We start from the raw sequence: 14494 nt of genomic DNA, 5'->3' as shown, positions 1-14494 counted from the left end.
GAGCATTCATGAAATCATTTAGGTAAACTAGTCAAAAAATCAGCTCGCTTATAACATTAATACATCAGACTAAATTGGACATTGAGAAATATGAAGCTAAAAACAATTGCAATTGTATTCCTAACTCTAAGTAGTGCCACCAGCTTTGCAGCGACAACACTACGCGATGCCGTCGAACAAACTGTATTACGTAATCCAGAAATTCGGGCTAAATGGCTAGAATTTCGCGCCTCAAGTAAAGAACAAGATGTTGCGCGTGGCGGATACTACCCACAAATAAATATTCAAGGTATTGCAAGCGCAGAGAATCTGCAAGATCCAAAAAACAACACCGGTAATTTCAATCACCCTAGCTACAATATTGAATTTCGCCAAATGCTGTTTGATGGTTTTGCAACTTCCGAAGAAGTTCGCCGTCTCGGTTATGGCAGCCTCACCCGCTATTATGATTTATTAGCCGCCAGTGATGCGGCAGCCCTTGAAACCACCAATGCTTATTTAGATGTATTACGCTATCGAAAATTAGTCGAATTAGCGAGCGACAATTATGCAATTCATAAAGAAACCTACAATCAAATTGTAGAACGTGTCGAAGCTGGTGTCGGTCGCCGAGTTGATTTAGAGATGGCAACCGGGCGTTTAGCATTAGCTGAATCGAATTGGCTCACCGAATCATCGAATTTACTCGATGTTTCTGCCCGCTATGAACGCCTGACTGGCGTAGCGCCTGATGCAAAAATGAGTGATGTACCTGATTTAGGCGCATTTAGCCCAAAAGATTTAAATAATCTGAAAGATGCCCTGCGTAATAATCCAAGCTTTTTGGCCGCAATCTACAATATTCGCAGCGCTCGTGCCGCTGCAACCGCCAAAAAGAGTGGCTTTTATCCACAACTCTATTTCCGCGCCGCGCATGGCTACGATAAAAATCGCGACAATGTGGATGGCAATTATCGCGACAGCAAAGCGCAGTTGATTGTTGATTACAATATTTTCCGTGGTGGCAGCGATGTCGCTTTGGCCAGCCAATACGCCGAACAGCTTAATGTCACGTATGAATTACGCGACAAAGCCTGCCGCGATTTACGCCAAACCACTCAAATTGCATGGAACGATACCTATCGCCTCACTGAGCAACGTAAATACCTAGACCAGCACGTGCTCTCAACCGAAAAAGCGCGTGATGCATTCCGCCGTCAATTTGATATTGGCCAACGCTCATTACTCGACTTATTAGATACTGAAAACGAGTTATTTGAAGCGAAACGAGCACTCGTGCGCGCTGAATATGACCATCAACTCTCATATGCCCGCGTACTGACTCAAGCGCATGAATTGCTCTCAGCACTCCAAATCTCGCCACTAGAAAACATTGCGCCCAATTCTGATCTTGGCGGCGGCGAAGCAGAAGATGATAAAGCCAATTGCTTGGGCGCTTTAATTCCAACCGTACCACTCGATCGTGAAGCCGCGCTGGCTGGTCGACCACCGCGTATCGCCACACCGGTGGTTCCTACTGCACCAGAAACGCCAGCCAATAATAATAGCTGCGATAAATCAATTACCGAGATGGTAGAAAGCTGGCGCAGCCAATGGGCCGAGAAAAAGGTCGATGCCTATTTAGCACAATATGCTAGCCAATTTGAAGTCTCAGGTAAGCGAACTCGCGCCGACTGGGAAAACAAACGCCGTAGCCGCTTAAGCAAAGAAGGCCCGATTACCTTGAAATTTGATAACTTGAGCTGCAGCAATGTCAGCAAAGATCAAGCCAAGGTCACCTTTAAACAAAGCTACAGCTCAAGCAACTATCAAGACATCGTAGAAAAAACCCTTGATCTGGTTTCCGAAGGCGGTAAATGGAAAATCAAACGCGAACAAGTCACCAGCGGACGTAGCGAATAAAGCCAAGTTCACCAGCCAACAGCCCGTTAATCGACGGGCTGTTTTTATTTTTGCTTCGCCCATCTGTTACCATCGGCCATCCTGACCGTGAAATATCAATATGAAACTGCAACTGATTGCTGTCGGCCACAAAATGCCGAACTGGATTACTGAAGGCTTTGCCGAATATGCCAAACGCATGCCGCGTGATTTTGCGCTAACGCTGACTGAGCTAAAACCGGATAAACGCATCAGCGCGCGCACGCCGCAGCAAGTGATGAGCGAAGAAGCCGATCGCATTTTGGCTGCGATTCCCGATGGCGCCCGCGTATTGGCGCTCGACGAACGCGGCGCCAACTGGACGACAATGAAGCTCGCCGAAAACATGAAACACTGGCAAATCGACGGCCGCGAAACCGTGTTTATTATCGGCGGCACCGATGGCCTTGATCCACGTATTAAGCAACGCGCCGACCAATTATTGCAGCTGTCGGCAATGACGATGCCACACGGCATGGTGCGCGTATTGCTCGCCGAGCAACTGTATCGCGCGGTGTCGATTATTAATAACCATCCTTATCATCGAGAATAAAGCCAATGGGCTACTTGCTTCCCATCATGCTGTTTTGCGTGCTAGCCCTATTTGCCGATATTGGCGAGCGGGGGATGGGGGCTTTGCTACTCTATGGCTTGATAGTGATTGCGTACTTAATCGGATTTGGCCTGCGACACGCTTGGTGCCAGCAAGCGCCACCGTTTAACGCCGTCACGCTCGGCTGCTGGTTCATTTCTACCTTCTTTTTTGCTCAGGCTTTATCTTCATTATGACCCAACTCTACCTCGCCTCTGGCAGCCCACGCCGTAAAGAATTACTCGCCCAAACCGGCGTGATGTTTGAACGCATCGCCGCCCCCATCGATGAAACACCGCAAGCGGCCGAACAGCCACGTGATTACGTGATACGTATGGCGGTAGAAAAAGCCGAATCAGGCTGGCAACATTTAATATCGATGGGTTTAGCGCTCAAACCCGTGCTCGCATCCGATACCTCGGTGGTGTTGGCCGATGAAATCCTAGGCAAGCCGCTAGATGCCGCCGACGCTGCGGCGATGCTGCGTAAACTCTCTGGTAAAACACATGAAGTGCTCACCAGCTTGGCACTGCGCGATGAACATGGGGTGCAAACGCGCTTAAGCGTTAGCCGTGTCACCTTTGCCCAACTGAGCGACGCACAAATCGCCACTTATGTCGCCAGCGGCGAGCCTATGGACAAAGCCGGCGCGTATGGCATTCAAGGCTTGGGCGGCGTATTTGTCGCGCATCTGGACGGCAGTTTTACCGGCGTCATGGGTTTACCCTTGCACGATACTGCGGCATTATTGGCGCAGTATGGCTTAGGCGTTTTGGCGTAATAGTTTTACCGATCGCACGCCTCATTACGCCGCGGCAGGCGTTTAAAATAATCGCCTTTAACGACAAGCACTTATTTATCTAGACGTATTGAGCCGCAGACATTAATCAGTAAGGCCTGCAAGCCAATACCTTTGAGGACAGACAATGGCAATCCAAACTTTTGAACTCCGTAACGAATACATCGCGCTGTGCGATTTGATTAAAAACCTGGGTATTTCGCACTCAGGTGGCGCGGCCAAATTGATGGTCGCTGAAGGCTTGGTCGAAGTCGACGGCGTACTCGAAAGCCGTAAAACCGCCAAAATTCGTCCCGGCATGGTGGTTAAAGTATTAGGTGAAGAAATCCACGTTGTTGCCAGCGAAGCTTAACCGCGCCAAACATTGCGGATCACAATCAACGCTGCAAACGCATACGCCAGAAAAATCAACAGCAGAATCGGCAACATCGCGCCACTGAGCGTTAAATTGTTGCCGAGTTTTTGCGGCAAAATAAACAGCAGATACTGCAGCAGAAAAAAACCTGCCAAACCCAACAAAACTTGACGCAAACGGAACCACAACCGCTGCACGCTAGAACGACGTTGAAACATAAACCGCATCCGCACTAATGAAAATAAGAAGGCGATTTATACCGTAAGCAAATGACGATAGCATGACGCTGCTTACAAATTCTCGCTCAAGCCATTGCGGCGCTCAAGCCGCCAGTCAAATCCAGCGCTTTGCCTTGACTTTGTGGGCTGAGCTGTAGATTTTCCCCACAAAAACACAGCCGCCCCTCTCCCTCAATCAGCACTTTACCGGCAGCCAATTCTCGATGCTCGCCGCGGTACAACTCAATATCTTCTATTGACTGATCGTGCGTCAACCAGATGCCGCCCTCTTCACACCATAGCTGCGCAGGGTGGCTCAACTCGACCACCAGCAATTCATTTTTTAATACATTCAATCGTAGATAGGTGACCATGATTACCATCCATTTGGCATAATGAATTCACTATATCCAATAAACAAAAGCTGATCGCTGATGATTTTTTGGCCTTTATGTGAATAAAATTCACATAAAGCGAATCTCATTCGCTCAACGAGGAATAAATAATGAGCCAACTGCCACCACTGGCTGCACTGCGCGCATTTGAAGCGGTTGCTCGCTTAGGTAGTGTCGTTAAAGCAGCCGAATCGCTCAATGTGACGCACAGCGCCATTAGTCATCAACTACGAACAATTGAAGATTTTCTCGGTGTCTCCTTATTTTTACGCGAAGGAAAACGACTGCAACTCACCGAAGAAGGTCGCATTTATGCGCTACGGATTCGTGGGGCAATGGCCGACTTACAAGACGCCACGCAACGTGTACTCACTCGCCCCAAACCCAATGACATCAGTATCGGTATCGTTCCCTCATTTGCACTCAATTGGCTAGTGCCGCGCCTGCCCGACTTTAAAGCGCAATACCCGCAATATACGGTTTGGTTACGCGCCGGTTTGGGCTTTGAAGAAATGAATAATGGCTTACTAGATATGGCGATCCGCATGGGTGCCGGCGGTTGGGATGGGATGAAACAAATACATTTAATGGATGAACAACTATTAGTCGTCGCTGCACCCAGCTATCAACCTCGGCCAACATCGGCCAATGCACTAAAAACTGCGACGATCATCCAAAATCCGGCAATCCCTTGGGCCACTTGGTGTCAAGCGGCGGGGCTTGCCGATTGGCGGCCAACGCCCACCTATTCATACAACGACAGCAACTTAGAACTTGAAGCCGCTCGCCTCGGTCATGGGGTGATGTTGGCGCGCAGCTCACTGGTTGAAGCGCATTTTGCCAATGGCACACTCATTCCCATTACCGATATTCGCGTTCCCTACCAATATCCATATTGGCTGGTTTGGCCAGACCGGAGCAGCACCAGCCAAAAAATCGCTGACTTTACACGCTGGATTATCAATCAAGCCAATGACTACCTAATAAAATCAAATGTATAGCTACATATGCTCTATTAAATAAAGGCTACAAGCGTATACCCAGCTAAGATAGCCGTTCAAAACAAACGTCAACCAAGCCCAGCTGAAACCCGTAAAATAGCGTTTTCGCTTTTGAATTTCTGCCGCCATGACCATCATTCTCTCGACGCTCAACGCCCGTTACACGCATGCCTCTTTGGGCTTGCGCTATTTGCAGGCCAATATGGGCGATTTGCAGTCGCAAACCGAAATTATGGAGTTTGTGATTGGCGGTAAAACCACGGAATTTGCCGAGCGTTTATTGGCAAAAAATCCGCAAATCATTGGCTTTGGCGTTTACATTTGGAACGTTGAAGAAACCGCCCGCTTGGTGGCACTGATCAAGCGCGTTGCGCCGCACATCAAAATCATCCTCGGCGGTCCGGAAGTCTCTTTTGAGACCACGGAGCAAGCGATTGTCAAAGACGCTGATTTTGTCGTTACCGGCTGGGGCGAGGTAACGCTACCTGATTTGTGCCGCCAGATTCTGAACGGCCCACAACCCTTAATGAAAATCCATGTCGGCGTGCAAGCTAAGCTCGATGACTTACAACTACCGTATTCTCTCTACACCGATGACGACATCAAAAACCGCACGCTGTATGTTGAGGCGTCACGGGGGTGTCCATTTAAGTGCGAGTTTTGCCTCTCGGCGCTAGATAAAACCGCATGGCCGTTTGAGCTAGAGCGCTTTTTGGCCGAGATGGAAACGCTGTATCAGCGCGGCGCGCGGCTGTTTAAATTTGTCGATCGCACGTTTAATCTGAATATCAAAACCAGCCTGCGCATCATGCAGTTCTTCCTAGATAAAATCGCTGCGCACCCAAATGATCCGGTCTTCGCGCATTTTGAGGTGGTCCCTGATCATCTGCCCGAAGCCCTCAAAGCCGGCATTAAAGCATTCCCAGCAGGCAGCCTGCAATTTGAAATCGGCATTCAAAGCTTTAATCCCGAGGTACAAACCTTAGTCAGCCGCAAGCAAAATAACGAAAAAGCTGCCGAGAATATCCGCTGGCTGGTTGAAAACTCGCACGCGCATATGCATGTGGATTTAATCGCTGGCTTGCCCGGTGAAACCGTGGAAAGCTTTGGCATTGGCTTTGATCAACTGTACGCGCTTAAGCCACATGAAATTCAGTTTGGGATTTTAAAACGCCTACGCGGCACGCCAATTATTCGCCATACCGCCGAATTTGCCATGGTGTACGACCCCTACCCGCCGTACACGATTTTGGCCAATCGCGACATCGACTTCACGACGATGCAGCGCTTGGTGCGTTTTGCGCGTTACTGGGATTTGGTCGCCAATTCGGGGCGCTTTGCCAATACTTTGCCAGTGTTATTGGGCGACGCACCATTTGCTAACTTTATGGCGTTTGCTGACTGGCTCTACGCTAGCACCGACGCCACGCATCGCATCGCGCTCGATCGCTTAGCGAAAATGGTTGCACAGTGGTTGCAAACGCAAGGCATGTCAGCCGAAGCGGCAAGCGCTTTGCTAGAAAGCGATTACGCCGGCAAGCAGCACAAACCGAAAGCCGCCAGCGAAACCGTTGCCCCATCACGGCAAGCGCAACATCTGCATGCCTAGATGGGTATACCAATGTAGGCTCTATTAAATATGTTTTATATTCATATACCCAATAAAAAAGCCAGTTCACAATGAACTGGCTTTTTTGATACTCAAACTTATTAAGGCAAAGGCACAATGGCGTGTGCGCCTTGCAGTGCGGGTTCGGCTTGTGGGTAGAAAAAGAGACCTTGGTAGTCTTTAGCAAACTTCGATGGCGATTTAAATTGCGCCAACTGCGCTAACAACACCGGATCTGTCGGCGCATGAATAAACCCAGGTTTCAAATTAGCTTGTTTTAACACCGCATCAAGGGTATTGGGCGCCAGCACAACATCCTGAACGCCGCTATCCCAATACTTATTGGTTTTCCCGCCCAGCGCGGCCAATCTCGCAATGTAAACTTGCTCGCCAAAACGCTGCTTTAAATGCCAGCCCATGCTGTAAATTGGCTGTTGCGTCGCCGGATCTATGCCACTCACTTGTGGCAAACCATGTGATGAATTGGTCCAAACAATGACTTTTTTACCGGCAAACGGTTGCTCAATCAGCCATTGCACATTGTCGGCTAATACTGGATTGCGCAAATCATAATTCACGTCATCGGTATGCTGCTGGCGGCCAACGCTGGCCTCGATCGATTTCACTTGCTGGCACCACCAACCAGCCGATTCACGGAGTGGCGTTTGCCCTGTGGCGGCGTTTTGACATAACTCGGCTTTTAGCTGGGCATTCACTTGCTTAAATTGGCTTAAATCCATGCCCTGACTATTGAGCTCAATCGCTCGTTTGGCAACTTGGCGGTATTCAGACCAATTGGCTTGCGCGGGAATGCTCGAGCCCTTTTGCTGCAAATATTGCGTCATTGTCGGCAATAATTCGTTAATCGACGTCGATCCGGCAAGCGGAATATCAAACCCAGCCAAAATCAACGGCCGCTCGCTGCGGCGTGCTTGATCGAGATATGCCAAGGCTTTGCGACTGGCATCGGTTTGTGAATACATATAAAACACTCGGCCCGGCGCTAATTCGACCACACTGGCGTCTTTCTCGGTGGCGCTGCGCCAGATGCCTTCGACGTCAAACATCGCACTTTCAATCAATAGCACGTCAAAATCTTTGTTCTGATGCAGGTATTGCACCAGTCGATTCATCAGTTCATAGGCGTTTTTGTCGGCGTAGCTGTCTTCATTAAGCACCACTAAACGCGCATCCCCCACTGCGGCACCAAAGGCGGCCAAGTCTTGCTGATCGGTAGCTTGAGTGGCATCTAAGGTTTGCAAAGGCTGAACCGTTTGACTGAACCATTGTTGTAAGTTTTTTTCCGTTTCGGCATTGATGACCGGCGCAGCGGATTCCACTGCAGCTGGTTTTTCTCCACACGCAGCTAAAGCAAGACTTATTGCGGTAACAATCATAAGGTGACGCATTTGTTTTCCTTGTTGCATTCAATCAATACCCATTTCAAAAGGGGGCAAATCATAGCTTAATACGCTGTCACGCAGCACAAGCTTATCGTTATACCTGTGCAAACAATAAACATCTTTGATTTCAAATAAATCCAGCCAGATCATTCAAGTGATTAATAAAGTTAGCAATGTGGCCTCGGTTTAAGCATGAAAAACGGCATGTTCAATCACAATACAAACTCAAGCGCAGCAATTTGCTTCAAAATGTGGCCCAAGATCAAATACCAACGATAACGTCGTTAGCGACCTCACTTTTATTGATGGAAGAATTGGAAATACCGTGGAATTATTAAATATTGATTGCCTAGGCAAGCCATTGCGACTCGAAGGCAGCTTAGCGGGCTGGCAACAGCTGTTTTGGAACAACACCCTGGTGGCAGAAAAAGCCGCCTCAGCCGATCGTGAGGGTGCTAGCGCACTGCAATTTACCCTGACTGATCCCATGTCTGGCGAGCAACACATTCGCCTTGAAACCGATTTGCAATGGCAGCCTTTTGTCTTGAACTATCGCTTATTGATTGATCAAACTGTCGTCGCCAAAGGGACTCGTAATACTCAGGATATTGAACGACAAAGCCCAGTCGTTCCGCATCAAAAGACCAATAAGCTCAGTTTGCTGGGTCTAGGGGTTTTAGCGTTAAAGCTATTTAAAAGCGCCAAACTCATCAAAGTGGCGCTCGCTGGTGCCAGTGTTGCGGCTTATTCTTGGTTGTTTTCATTCCAATTTGCGTTGGCTTTATTGGCGTGCTTGGTTTTTCATGAATACGGTCATATTCGCGCCATGAAATATTTTGGCATGAAAACCAAAGGTATTTACCTGATCCCATTTTTAGGCGGATTGGCGCTGTCGGACGAAAAAATCAACACGCGTTGGCAAGACGTGGTGATTTCGATTATGGGGCCGAGCTTTGGCTTACTATTATCGCTGGCCTCTTGCGTGGCGTATTGGCTCACTGGCAATCTCTTTTTTGCCGGTTTAGCCACCTTTAACGCCCTGCTCAATTTATTTAATCTATTGCCGATTTTGCCGCTCGATGGTGGGCATATTTTAAAGAGCATTAGTTTTTCAATGAATAGCGTGCTCGGTTTAATTGCCTGTATTGTTGGCGCGCTATTGGGGATTGGGGTGAGCTACCATTTTGGCCTAGCCTTACTTGGATTTTTATTATTTATTGGTAGTTTAGAAATCGTTTTTGAATGGCGAGGCCGACATCAAAGCCATTTATTGCCGCTAGATCGCTATGGGCAGATTTTTTCTTTGGTTTGGTATTTAGTCACCGTGGCGGCGCTTATTGGCATAATTTGGTATTTTGCTGGCTTAGGCGACGATATGCTGCGTGTGCCACTGAAAATTTTACAAAACTGATTTTGTACCGCATAAAAAAAGCCAGATCATCGTTGATCTGGCTTTTTACTATTGAGTTGCTCGCTAATTACTTGGCAGGTGTTTTGATGGTTGCCAAAGTCTCACGCAGGGCGATATCGACAGCAGAAATCAGCAATTGATCTGGTGCTTTACGGCAAGCTACATCGATGCGCTCACCAAATTGCTTACCCGCTTCGAGTTGATCAGGGAAAGTCTCATCACGGCTTTGCAATAAATAGCCGGCCATGGTTTCTACTGCATGGAAAAATTTATCCACCGACTTGCCAGATTCCAACCACATTTCGGTGCAGCTCAAGTGTGCCACGTCTTGCAAGCTTGGTAGGGCGGTAGGTTTAACGTCTTTTGCTGCGGCAAAAGGTGACAATAGCGCTAGGCTCAAAGTAAGGGCGATCAGTTTCATGGTAAAAGCTCCAAAAAAGAATGAATTAATGATTAATAATGGCGCCGGCTGCACCGCCAGCAATTGCGCCTTTTAAGGCGCCGCGTAAACCATTACCGGCGATACCGCCAATCACAGCCCCCACCACAGCACCTTTTTTAGCGCCGCGTTGTGCACGACGACCACGATAACCATCACTGCTCACTGCGGCTAGACCACCACCAATTGCAGCTCCGCCTAAAGCACCTTTAAGACCATTACCCGCCGCCAAGCCAAGCACACCGCCAATTACAGCGCCTTTGGCTAAACGACTGTCATTTCGCGCCTGCACCGGCTGGGCTAAGGCCAACACCAAAGGCAAGGCCAACAGGCAACGAACTAAAACTTTCTTTTGCATGACTAGCTCCAATTAAAATATTTTGAAATTCATCCTGATGCCGCGTCTAATTCGGCCCATTGCCAAACAGAGCGCCAAAGACCAGCGTACAGATCGATTAAGTTTAGTACGAAAATAAAATCCCAAAAATGCAACTAGTCCCAACGGCAGGAATGAGGCGATTGGATCAGTAATTTGGGATTATTTGGGTAAAGACGAGATCTACGACTTGAACAACATCGAGGTGAATACTTTAGATCGGATGATCTTAGGTGAGCGACAGCGCAACAACAAGCCGTAGTGACATTTCGCACACTGTAATGACAAATCAAATTCGCTTAGAATTTTTTGGGTAAGGCCTTCAAAATATGAAAACGCCCGCGCTCATCTTGCTCGATATAGCCGCCTTTTTTCAGTTCAGCCAGCATCCGATTGACCATTTCTCGGGATAAGCCAATCCGAGCTGCAATCTCTTGTTGGCTTAAATCCAAGCCCACTTGATGGGGAGTTGCTTGTGCATTTCGCTCCAACCATCCCAAAAAAGTCCGTAATTTTTGATAACCACTGGCATGGGATAACAAATTGACAAAATTGAGCAAAAATTTAACTCCCGTCGCCAATTCTTTAGCGCAAGCTTGCCAAGCCAAAGGATATTCACGCAAAGCCTGATGCAGATCGTCGATGCCAATTAAGAGATAATGACTATCAACCGCGCTGGTCAAACAGTAAGTGTTCACGCGCTCATTAAAGAGCATTTGCAATCCAGCAATTGATCCCGCAGGCATATAGCCATATAAAAAAGCACGTTTGCCCAGATCTTCGTTCGCTGTAATGGATAAAATACCGCTCGATAAAAATAGAATATGCTCGCTTTTAGCGCCTTCGCTGCAAATCAGCGTATCGGCCTTCACATGATGCTCGATCCCACCTTGTACCAGACGCTGCCGAATTTCAGTTGGAAATTCATTCAGTAATGGAAACAAAAACGGGAGAAACGGGGGTGTTGTAGCAGACTCACTCATATCACTCTTATCCATTTACAAAACATCGCTAACGAAACAAAAAGCCAGATCAACGATCTGGCTTTTAGCATTTACCGCTATTCAGTTACGCAATCAGCATTAAGCCATTGCAGGTAATGAATAACCTTCAATTTTGGCGCTAGTTACCAATTTACCGAGGTAATCATGCATTGCTTTACGACCAGCCATATCGGTTAAGAAGGCTTGTAGACGTTCTTTTACTTCTTCAAATGAAACGCTTTCGCCTTCGCTACGCGCAGTCACTTCAATGATGTGGTAACCAAATTGGGTTTCAACCAATGTAGGCACAATCACGCCAGCTTCAGTAGAGAAAATCGCTTCTTCAAATTCTGGCACCATTTGACCACGGCCAAATTGGCCTAAGCTGCCGCCTTGCGCGCTCGATGGGCAAGTTGAATGTTCACGTGCCAAATCAGCAAATTTGCTTGGATTGGCCAATACATCCGCCAACACGCCTTCCGCTTTTGCTTTAGCGATGCCAGCAGTCAAGCCTTCGCCCAATGGGAACAAAATATGGTTGGCAGAAGCCATTTCGCCACGGGTAAAGCTTTCTGGATTGCTATTGTAAAAATCAAGACAAGCCGCCTCATCTGCTTCTTCAACAGGAATAGCTTTTTCTAGCAAAGTGCCGATGATTTCTTCAGTTGTTGGTGCGGTGATGCCTTCTTTTTTGGCCGTTTGCAATAATAATTCACGTAAAATCAATTCTTGGATTGCCGCATCGCGCGGGCTTTCTGCTTCGGCGTGTTGCGCCAATTCATTTTCGATACTTGCTTCGCTGATTTCAACGCCGTTTACGATAATCGCCATGATTAAATCCTATCTTTGGGTATAAAAAACCCAGCATCAAGCTGGGTTATAAAATAATTGCTCAATAGCTTACCCGTATTAGTTATGGGTGAATATGCCGAATATCAAGTGCTAATCGAGGCCAACTTTTAACGCATCAAACCAATCAATAAATCGCTTCACATCCGCACCACGGTAAATCGCCCCATGCTGAGGACAAAGCAACTCAATATCCAGCTCACGTACTTTCTCAATCCAGCGCTTTTTTGCGGTATTACTGCCCATCCAACGGCGATGAAAACCTTCGGCGTAACGAATATGATGATCAAAATCTTCCACAAACAATGATGCATGCACATCAGGCAATAGTGCTGCGCCAATGTCGCCACAGAATAATAATTTGCACGCTGGATCGTATAAATGAAAATTACCGGAAGAATGTAAATAATGCGCCGGCACAATCGTCAGCGGCGCTTCGCCTAGCATCAAGGTGCCGCCCTCGTCGGGAATGCCGATAATCGTATTGTCTTCACCACCAAAGTGCGGAATAAAACCACTCCATAAGCCAGAGACATGACATTTAATCTGAGGATTAAAATCATGCCACAGACCCAAAGAAGAAATCACATCAGGGTCTTGGTGTGAAGAAAAAATCCGCTGAATCGTGCGCGGATCAACCACTTCCGAGAGCGCCGCAAACACCGCTGGAAAAACCTCAGAGCCACCCGGATCACAAAGAATACTGTCGTTGCCATTGGTCACAACATATTCATTGGTATCAATCAAATGATTTGGGCGGGCTGGGTCACGCGAGATGGCGAACCAACGATGATCAGCAGCACTGGCAATCAATAGAGCTTTTTTCATTCGGCAAGATCTCAGGCAAGGTTTTGGGTGATTTGGCGTAACGCATCTAGGCGCGGTAAGACCGTGGTTATTTTTTGGGCAAACTCTTCGGATAACTCAGCCAAAATGGTGCGTAATTCACCGCTATACGCCGACTCAATGCGAGCCGAGCGCGCTAAAACTAAGCCAAACGTACAGGTTTGATACGCATCATCAAGGCATTCGCCAAATTTGCTTCCCTCTTTAAATACCACCATTTTATTGCGGGTTTTTTCCATGGCTGGGGCGAGCAACTCAGCCACTTCTGCTGAAAATGCGGCAGCATCAGTTAAGCGCGCCAATCGCCTTTCAGCTTGCAAACGAGTGGTTGCCGAATTGAGTAATTCTTGCGCCAGCAAACCAAGTCGATGCATTTCAGCCTGAAGTGCCAAGCTTAAAGAGCGCAACTCTCCCGAGATAACACCAAAACCTCGGGCATGCACCCCAGCTTTTTTGGCCAAAATAATGGCATTTAAGCCCATTAAATTGATTTCAAAACAGCTGACGACGACCTTTTTGACTTCTTCATGGATTAAAACCGACTGTTGTAATGCACTAACGCCACTGATATGTGGATCCATAAGGGCGCCTCACTATTTAAGGGTAGCTTCTTTATAGTTGCAGCCTAGCCGCTAGCGCAAAATATCCTTTCAAAAATCCACAACAAACCCACAAGTAAAACCACCAAAATAAAACTCACTTAGTAAGTAAAAAATCAACGGCAACCTTGATTCATCACTAATCTATAGTGACCAATGAAAGCATAACGAAATGTTGTTACTAAAATAGCATGGAGAAATGTCATGAAACTAAAAAGCTTCTGCCTTGCCAGCCTCTTATTAGTCAGTGCATGGTGCGCAAATGCAATCGATACCCCTAAAGGCAAAGTCGCATTAACCTTAAGCGGCAATATCAGCCAACATAATCAAGGCAACAGCTTCTTGCTGGATGATGCAATACTCAATCAACTACCACAAAAAAGCATTCAAACAAGCTCACCTTGGTATAACGGCATCCATACTTTTAGCGGGCCTTCGCTAAAAGATGTGCTTGCTCTTGCTGGCAGCAAAGGCAAGCAGCTGAAGTTAAAAGCCATTAACGATTACACCATCGTCATACCCAGTAGTGACGCTGATCTTGGCCCAATTATCGCCAGAACTATCGACGGCAAAGCATTTAGCGTTCGTGACAAAGGTCCGCTATTTCTTATCTATCCTTTCGACAGTAATAAAGAGCTGCAAAATAGAACTTACTACTCTCGCTCGATCTGGCAGCTGGTTTCCATAAAGGCTGAATAA

At 47.4% G+C, this 14494-nt stretch carries 18 protein-coding genes; 9 read left to right on the top strand and 9 right to left on the bottom strand.

Translation table 11 applies throughout. The features are described from left to right. Positions 1 to 90: 90 nt before the first annotated feature. The 5 genes from K4H25_RS02795 (at position 91) to K4H25_RS02775 (ending at position 3663) form a co-directional block, all read left to right on the top strand. On the top strand, positions 91 to 1902 hold the full coding sequence (locus K4H25_RS02795) for a TolC family outer membrane protein (RefSeq protein WP_221021918.1): 1812 nt from the start codon (positions 91 to 93) through the stop codon (positions 1900 to 1902). Between the two features lie 100 nt (positions 1903 to 2002). After that, positions 2003 to 2473 carry a 23S rRNA (pseudouridine(1915)-N(3))-methyltransferase RlmH gene (gene rlmH / locus K4H25_RS02790; protein WP_221021917.1) on the top strand — a complete coding sequence of 157 codons (471 nt, stop codon included), beginning with the start codon at positions 2003 to 2005 and terminating at the stop codon, positions 2471 to 2473. Between the two features lie 5 nt (positions 2474 to 2478). Then, entirely contained in the window at positions 2479 to 2709 is a 231-nt protein-coding gene (locus tag K4H25_RS02785; protein WP_221021916.1) for a hypothetical protein, read from the top strand. Further along, on the top strand, positions 2706 to 3293 hold the full coding sequence (locus tag K4H25_RS02780; protein WP_221021915.1) for a Maf family protein: 588 nt from the start codon (positions 2706 to 2708) through the stop codon (positions 3291 to 3293). The genes K4H25_RS02785 and K4H25_RS02780 overlap by 4 nt, the downstream gene beginning before the upstream one ends. A gap of 145 nt (positions 3294 to 3438) precedes the next feature. Then, the gene (locus K4H25_RS02775) at positions 3439 to 3663 is read left to right on the top strand and encodes an RNA-binding S4 domain-containing protein (protein WP_221021914.1); all 225 of its coding nucleotides are present in this window, start codon (positions 3439 to 3441) and stop codon (positions 3661 to 3663) included. Here the strand turns inward: K4H25_RS02775 and K4H25_RS02770 are convergent. Both K4H25_RS02770 and K4H25_RS02765 read right to left on the bottom strand, forming a co-directional pair. Next, entirely contained in the window at positions 3660 to 3884 is a 225-nt protein-coding gene (locus K4H25_RS02770; RefSeq protein ID WP_221021913.1) for a hypothetical protein, read from the bottom strand. The genes K4H25_RS02775 and K4H25_RS02770 overlap by 4 nt on opposite strands. Before the next feature lie 86 nt (positions 3885 to 3970). Further along, the gene (locus K4H25_RS02765; protein ID WP_221021912.1) at positions 3971 to 4258 is read right to left on the bottom strand and encodes a DUF2917 domain-containing protein; all 288 of its coding nucleotides are present in this window, start codon (positions 4256 to 4258) and stop codon (positions 3971 to 3973) included. Positions 4259 to 4389: 131 nt separating this feature from the next. On the opposite strand from K4H25_RS02765, the gene K4H25_RS02760 reads away from it, so the two are divergent. Together K4H25_RS02760 and K4H25_RS02755 are read left to right on the top strand one after the other, a co-directional pair. Continuing rightward, on the top strand, positions 4390 to 5280 hold the full coding sequence (locus K4H25_RS02760; protein WP_221021911.1) for a LysR substrate-binding domain-containing protein: 891 nt from the start codon (positions 4390 to 4392) through the stop codon (positions 5278 to 5280). A 127-nt stretch (positions 5281 to 5407) separates the two neighbouring features. Then, entirely contained in the window at positions 5408 to 6889 is a 1482-nt protein-coding gene (locus tag K4H25_RS02755) for a B12-binding domain-containing radical SAM protein (protein ID WP_221021910.1), read from the top strand. 101 nt (positions 6890 to 6990) lie between these two features. Here K4H25_RS02755 and K4H25_RS02750 read toward each other — a convergent pair whose 3' ends face one another. Further along, positions 6991 to 8298, bottom strand: a complete 1308-nt coding sequence (locus tag K4H25_RS02750; RefSeq protein ID WP_221021909.1) for an erythromycin esterase family protein — start codon at positions 8296 to 8298, stop codon at positions 6991 to 6993. A 319-nt stretch (positions 8299 to 8617) separates the two neighbouring features. Here K4H25_RS02750 and K4H25_RS02745 point away from each other — a divergent pair, with 319 nt between their 5' ends. Continuing rightward, positions 8618 to 9703 (top strand): site-2 protease family protein, encoded by a 1086-nt coding sequence (locus K4H25_RS02745; RefSeq protein WP_221021908.1) that lies wholly within the window; start codon positions 8618 to 8620, stop codon positions 9701 to 9703. Between the two features lie 67 nt (positions 9704 to 9770). On the opposite strand, the gene K4H25_RS02740 is transcribed toward K4H25_RS02745, so the two are convergent. The 6 genes from K4H25_RS02740 to K4H25_RS02715 form a co-directional block, all read right to left on the bottom strand. Beyond that, on the bottom strand, positions 9771 to 10124 hold the full coding sequence (locus K4H25_RS02740; protein ID WP_221021907.1) for a hypothetical protein: 354 nt from the start codon (positions 10122 to 10124) through the stop codon (positions 9771 to 9773). Positions 10125 to 10149: 25 nt separating this feature from the next. Continuing rightward, the gene (locus tag K4H25_RS02735; protein ID WP_221021906.1) at positions 10150 to 10500 is read right to left on the bottom strand and encodes a YMGG-like glycine zipper-containing protein; all 351 of its coding nucleotides are present in this window, start codon (positions 10498 to 10500) and stop codon (positions 10150 to 10152) included. 317 nt (positions 10501 to 10817) lie between these two features. Then, positions 10818 to 11501 (bottom strand): Crp/Fnr family transcriptional regulator, encoded by a 684-nt coding sequence (locus K4H25_RS02730; RefSeq protein ID WP_221021905.1) that lies wholly within the window; start codon positions 11499 to 11501, stop codon positions 10818 to 10820. A 99-nt stretch (positions 11502 to 11600) separates the two neighbouring features. Further along, positions 11601 to 12332, bottom strand: a complete 732-nt coding sequence (locus K4H25_RS02725; RefSeq protein WP_221021904.1) for a peptidylprolyl isomerase — start codon at positions 12330 to 12332, stop codon at positions 11601 to 11603. Between the two features lie 111 nt (positions 12333 to 12443). Then, positions 12444 to 13178, bottom strand: a complete 735-nt coding sequence (locus K4H25_RS02720; RefSeq protein WP_221021903.1) for an oxygen-binding di-iron domain-containing protein — start codon at positions 13176 to 13178, stop codon at positions 12444 to 12446. Between the two features lie 11 nt (positions 13179 to 13189). Continuing rightward, on the bottom strand, positions 13190 to 13777 hold the full coding sequence (locus K4H25_RS02715; protein ID WP_221021902.1) for a hypothetical protein: 588 nt from the start codon (positions 13775 to 13777) through the stop codon (positions 13190 to 13192). A gap of 222 nt (positions 13778 to 13999) precedes the next feature. On the opposite strand from K4H25_RS02715, the gene K4H25_RS02710 reads away from it, so the two are divergent. Next, the gene (locus tag K4H25_RS02710) at positions 14000 to 14494 is read left to right on the top strand and encodes a putative pterin-binding protein (RefSeq protein ID WP_221021901.1); all 495 of its coding nucleotides are present in this window, start codon (positions 14000 to 14002) and stop codon (positions 14492 to 14494) included.

Source organism: Deefgea piscis, from assembly GCF_019665785.1.
Classification (GTDB): Bacteria; Pseudomonadota; Gammaproteobacteria; order Burkholderiales; family Chitinibacteraceae; genus Deefgea.
Note: the sequence above shows the minus strand (reverse complement) of the source record. Positions and strands in the feature narration are given on the sequence as shown.

Bases quoted from the DNA above. Each gene is read 5' to 3' on its own strand.
- K4H25_RS02795 (WP_221021918.1), top strand. From the start codon at position 91: ATGAAGCTAAAAACAATTGCAATTGTATTCCTAACTCTAAGTAGTGCC.
- rlmH (WP_221021917.1), top strand. From the start codon at position 2,003: ATGAAACTGCAACTGATTGCTGTCGGCCACAAAATGCCGAACTGGATT.
- K4H25_RS02785 (WP_221021916.1), top strand. From the start codon at position 2,479: ATGGGCTACTTGCTTCCCATCATGCTGTTTTGCGTGCTAGCCCTATTT.
- K4H25_RS02780 (WP_221021915.1), top strand. From the start codon at position 2,706: ATGACCCAACTCTACCTCGCCTCTGGCAGCCCACGCCGTAAAGAATTA.
- K4H25_RS02775 (WP_221021914.1), top strand. From the start codon at position 3,439: ATGGCAATCCAAACTTTTGAACTCCGTAACGAATACATCGCGCTGTGC.
- K4H25_RS02770 (WP_221021913.1), bottom strand. From the start codon at position 3,884: ATGTTTCAACGTCGTTCTAGCGTGCAGCGGTTGTGGTTCCGTTTGCGT.
- K4H25_RS02765 (WP_221021912.1), bottom strand. From the start codon at position 4,258: ATGGTCACCTATCTACGATTGAATGTATTAAAAAATGAATTGCTGGTG.
- K4H25_RS02760 (WP_221021911.1), top strand. From the start codon at position 4,390: ATGAGCCAACTGCCACCACTGGCTGCACTGCGCGCATTTGAAGCGGTT.
- K4H25_RS02755 (WP_221021910.1), top strand. From the start codon at position 5,408: ATGACCATCATTCTCTCGACGCTCAACGCCCGTTACACGCATGCCTCT.
- K4H25_RS02750 (WP_221021909.1), bottom strand. From the start codon at position 8,298: ATGCGTCACCTTATGATTGTTACCGCAATAAGTCTTGCTTTAGCTGCG.
- K4H25_RS02740 (WP_221021907.1), bottom strand. From the start codon at position 10,124: ATGAAACTGATCGCCCTTACTTTGAGCCTAGCGCTATTGTCACCTTTT.
- K4H25_RS02735 (WP_221021906.1), bottom strand. From the start codon at position 10,500: ATGCAAAAGAAAGTTTTAGTTCGTTGCCTGTTGGCCTTGCCTTTGGTG.
- K4H25_RS02730 (WP_221021905.1), bottom strand. From the start codon at position 11,501: ATGAGTGAGTCTGCTACAACACCCCCGTTTCTCCCGTTTTTGTTTCCA.
- K4H25_RS02725 (WP_221021904.1), bottom strand. From the start codon at position 12,332: ATGGCGATTATCGTAAACGGCGTTGAAATCAGCGAAGCAAGTATCGAA.
- K4H25_RS02720 (WP_221021903.1), bottom strand. From the start codon at position 13,178: ATGAAAAAAGCTCTATTGATTGCCAGTGCTGCTGATCATCGTTGGTTC.
- K4H25_RS02715 (WP_221021902.1), bottom strand. From the start codon at position 13,777: ATGGATCCACATATCAGTGGCGTTAGTGCATTACAACAGTCGGTTTTA.
- K4H25_RS02710 (WP_221021901.1), top strand. From the start codon at position 14,000: ATGAAACTAAAAAGCTTCTGCCTTGCCAGCCTCTTATTAGTCAGTGCA.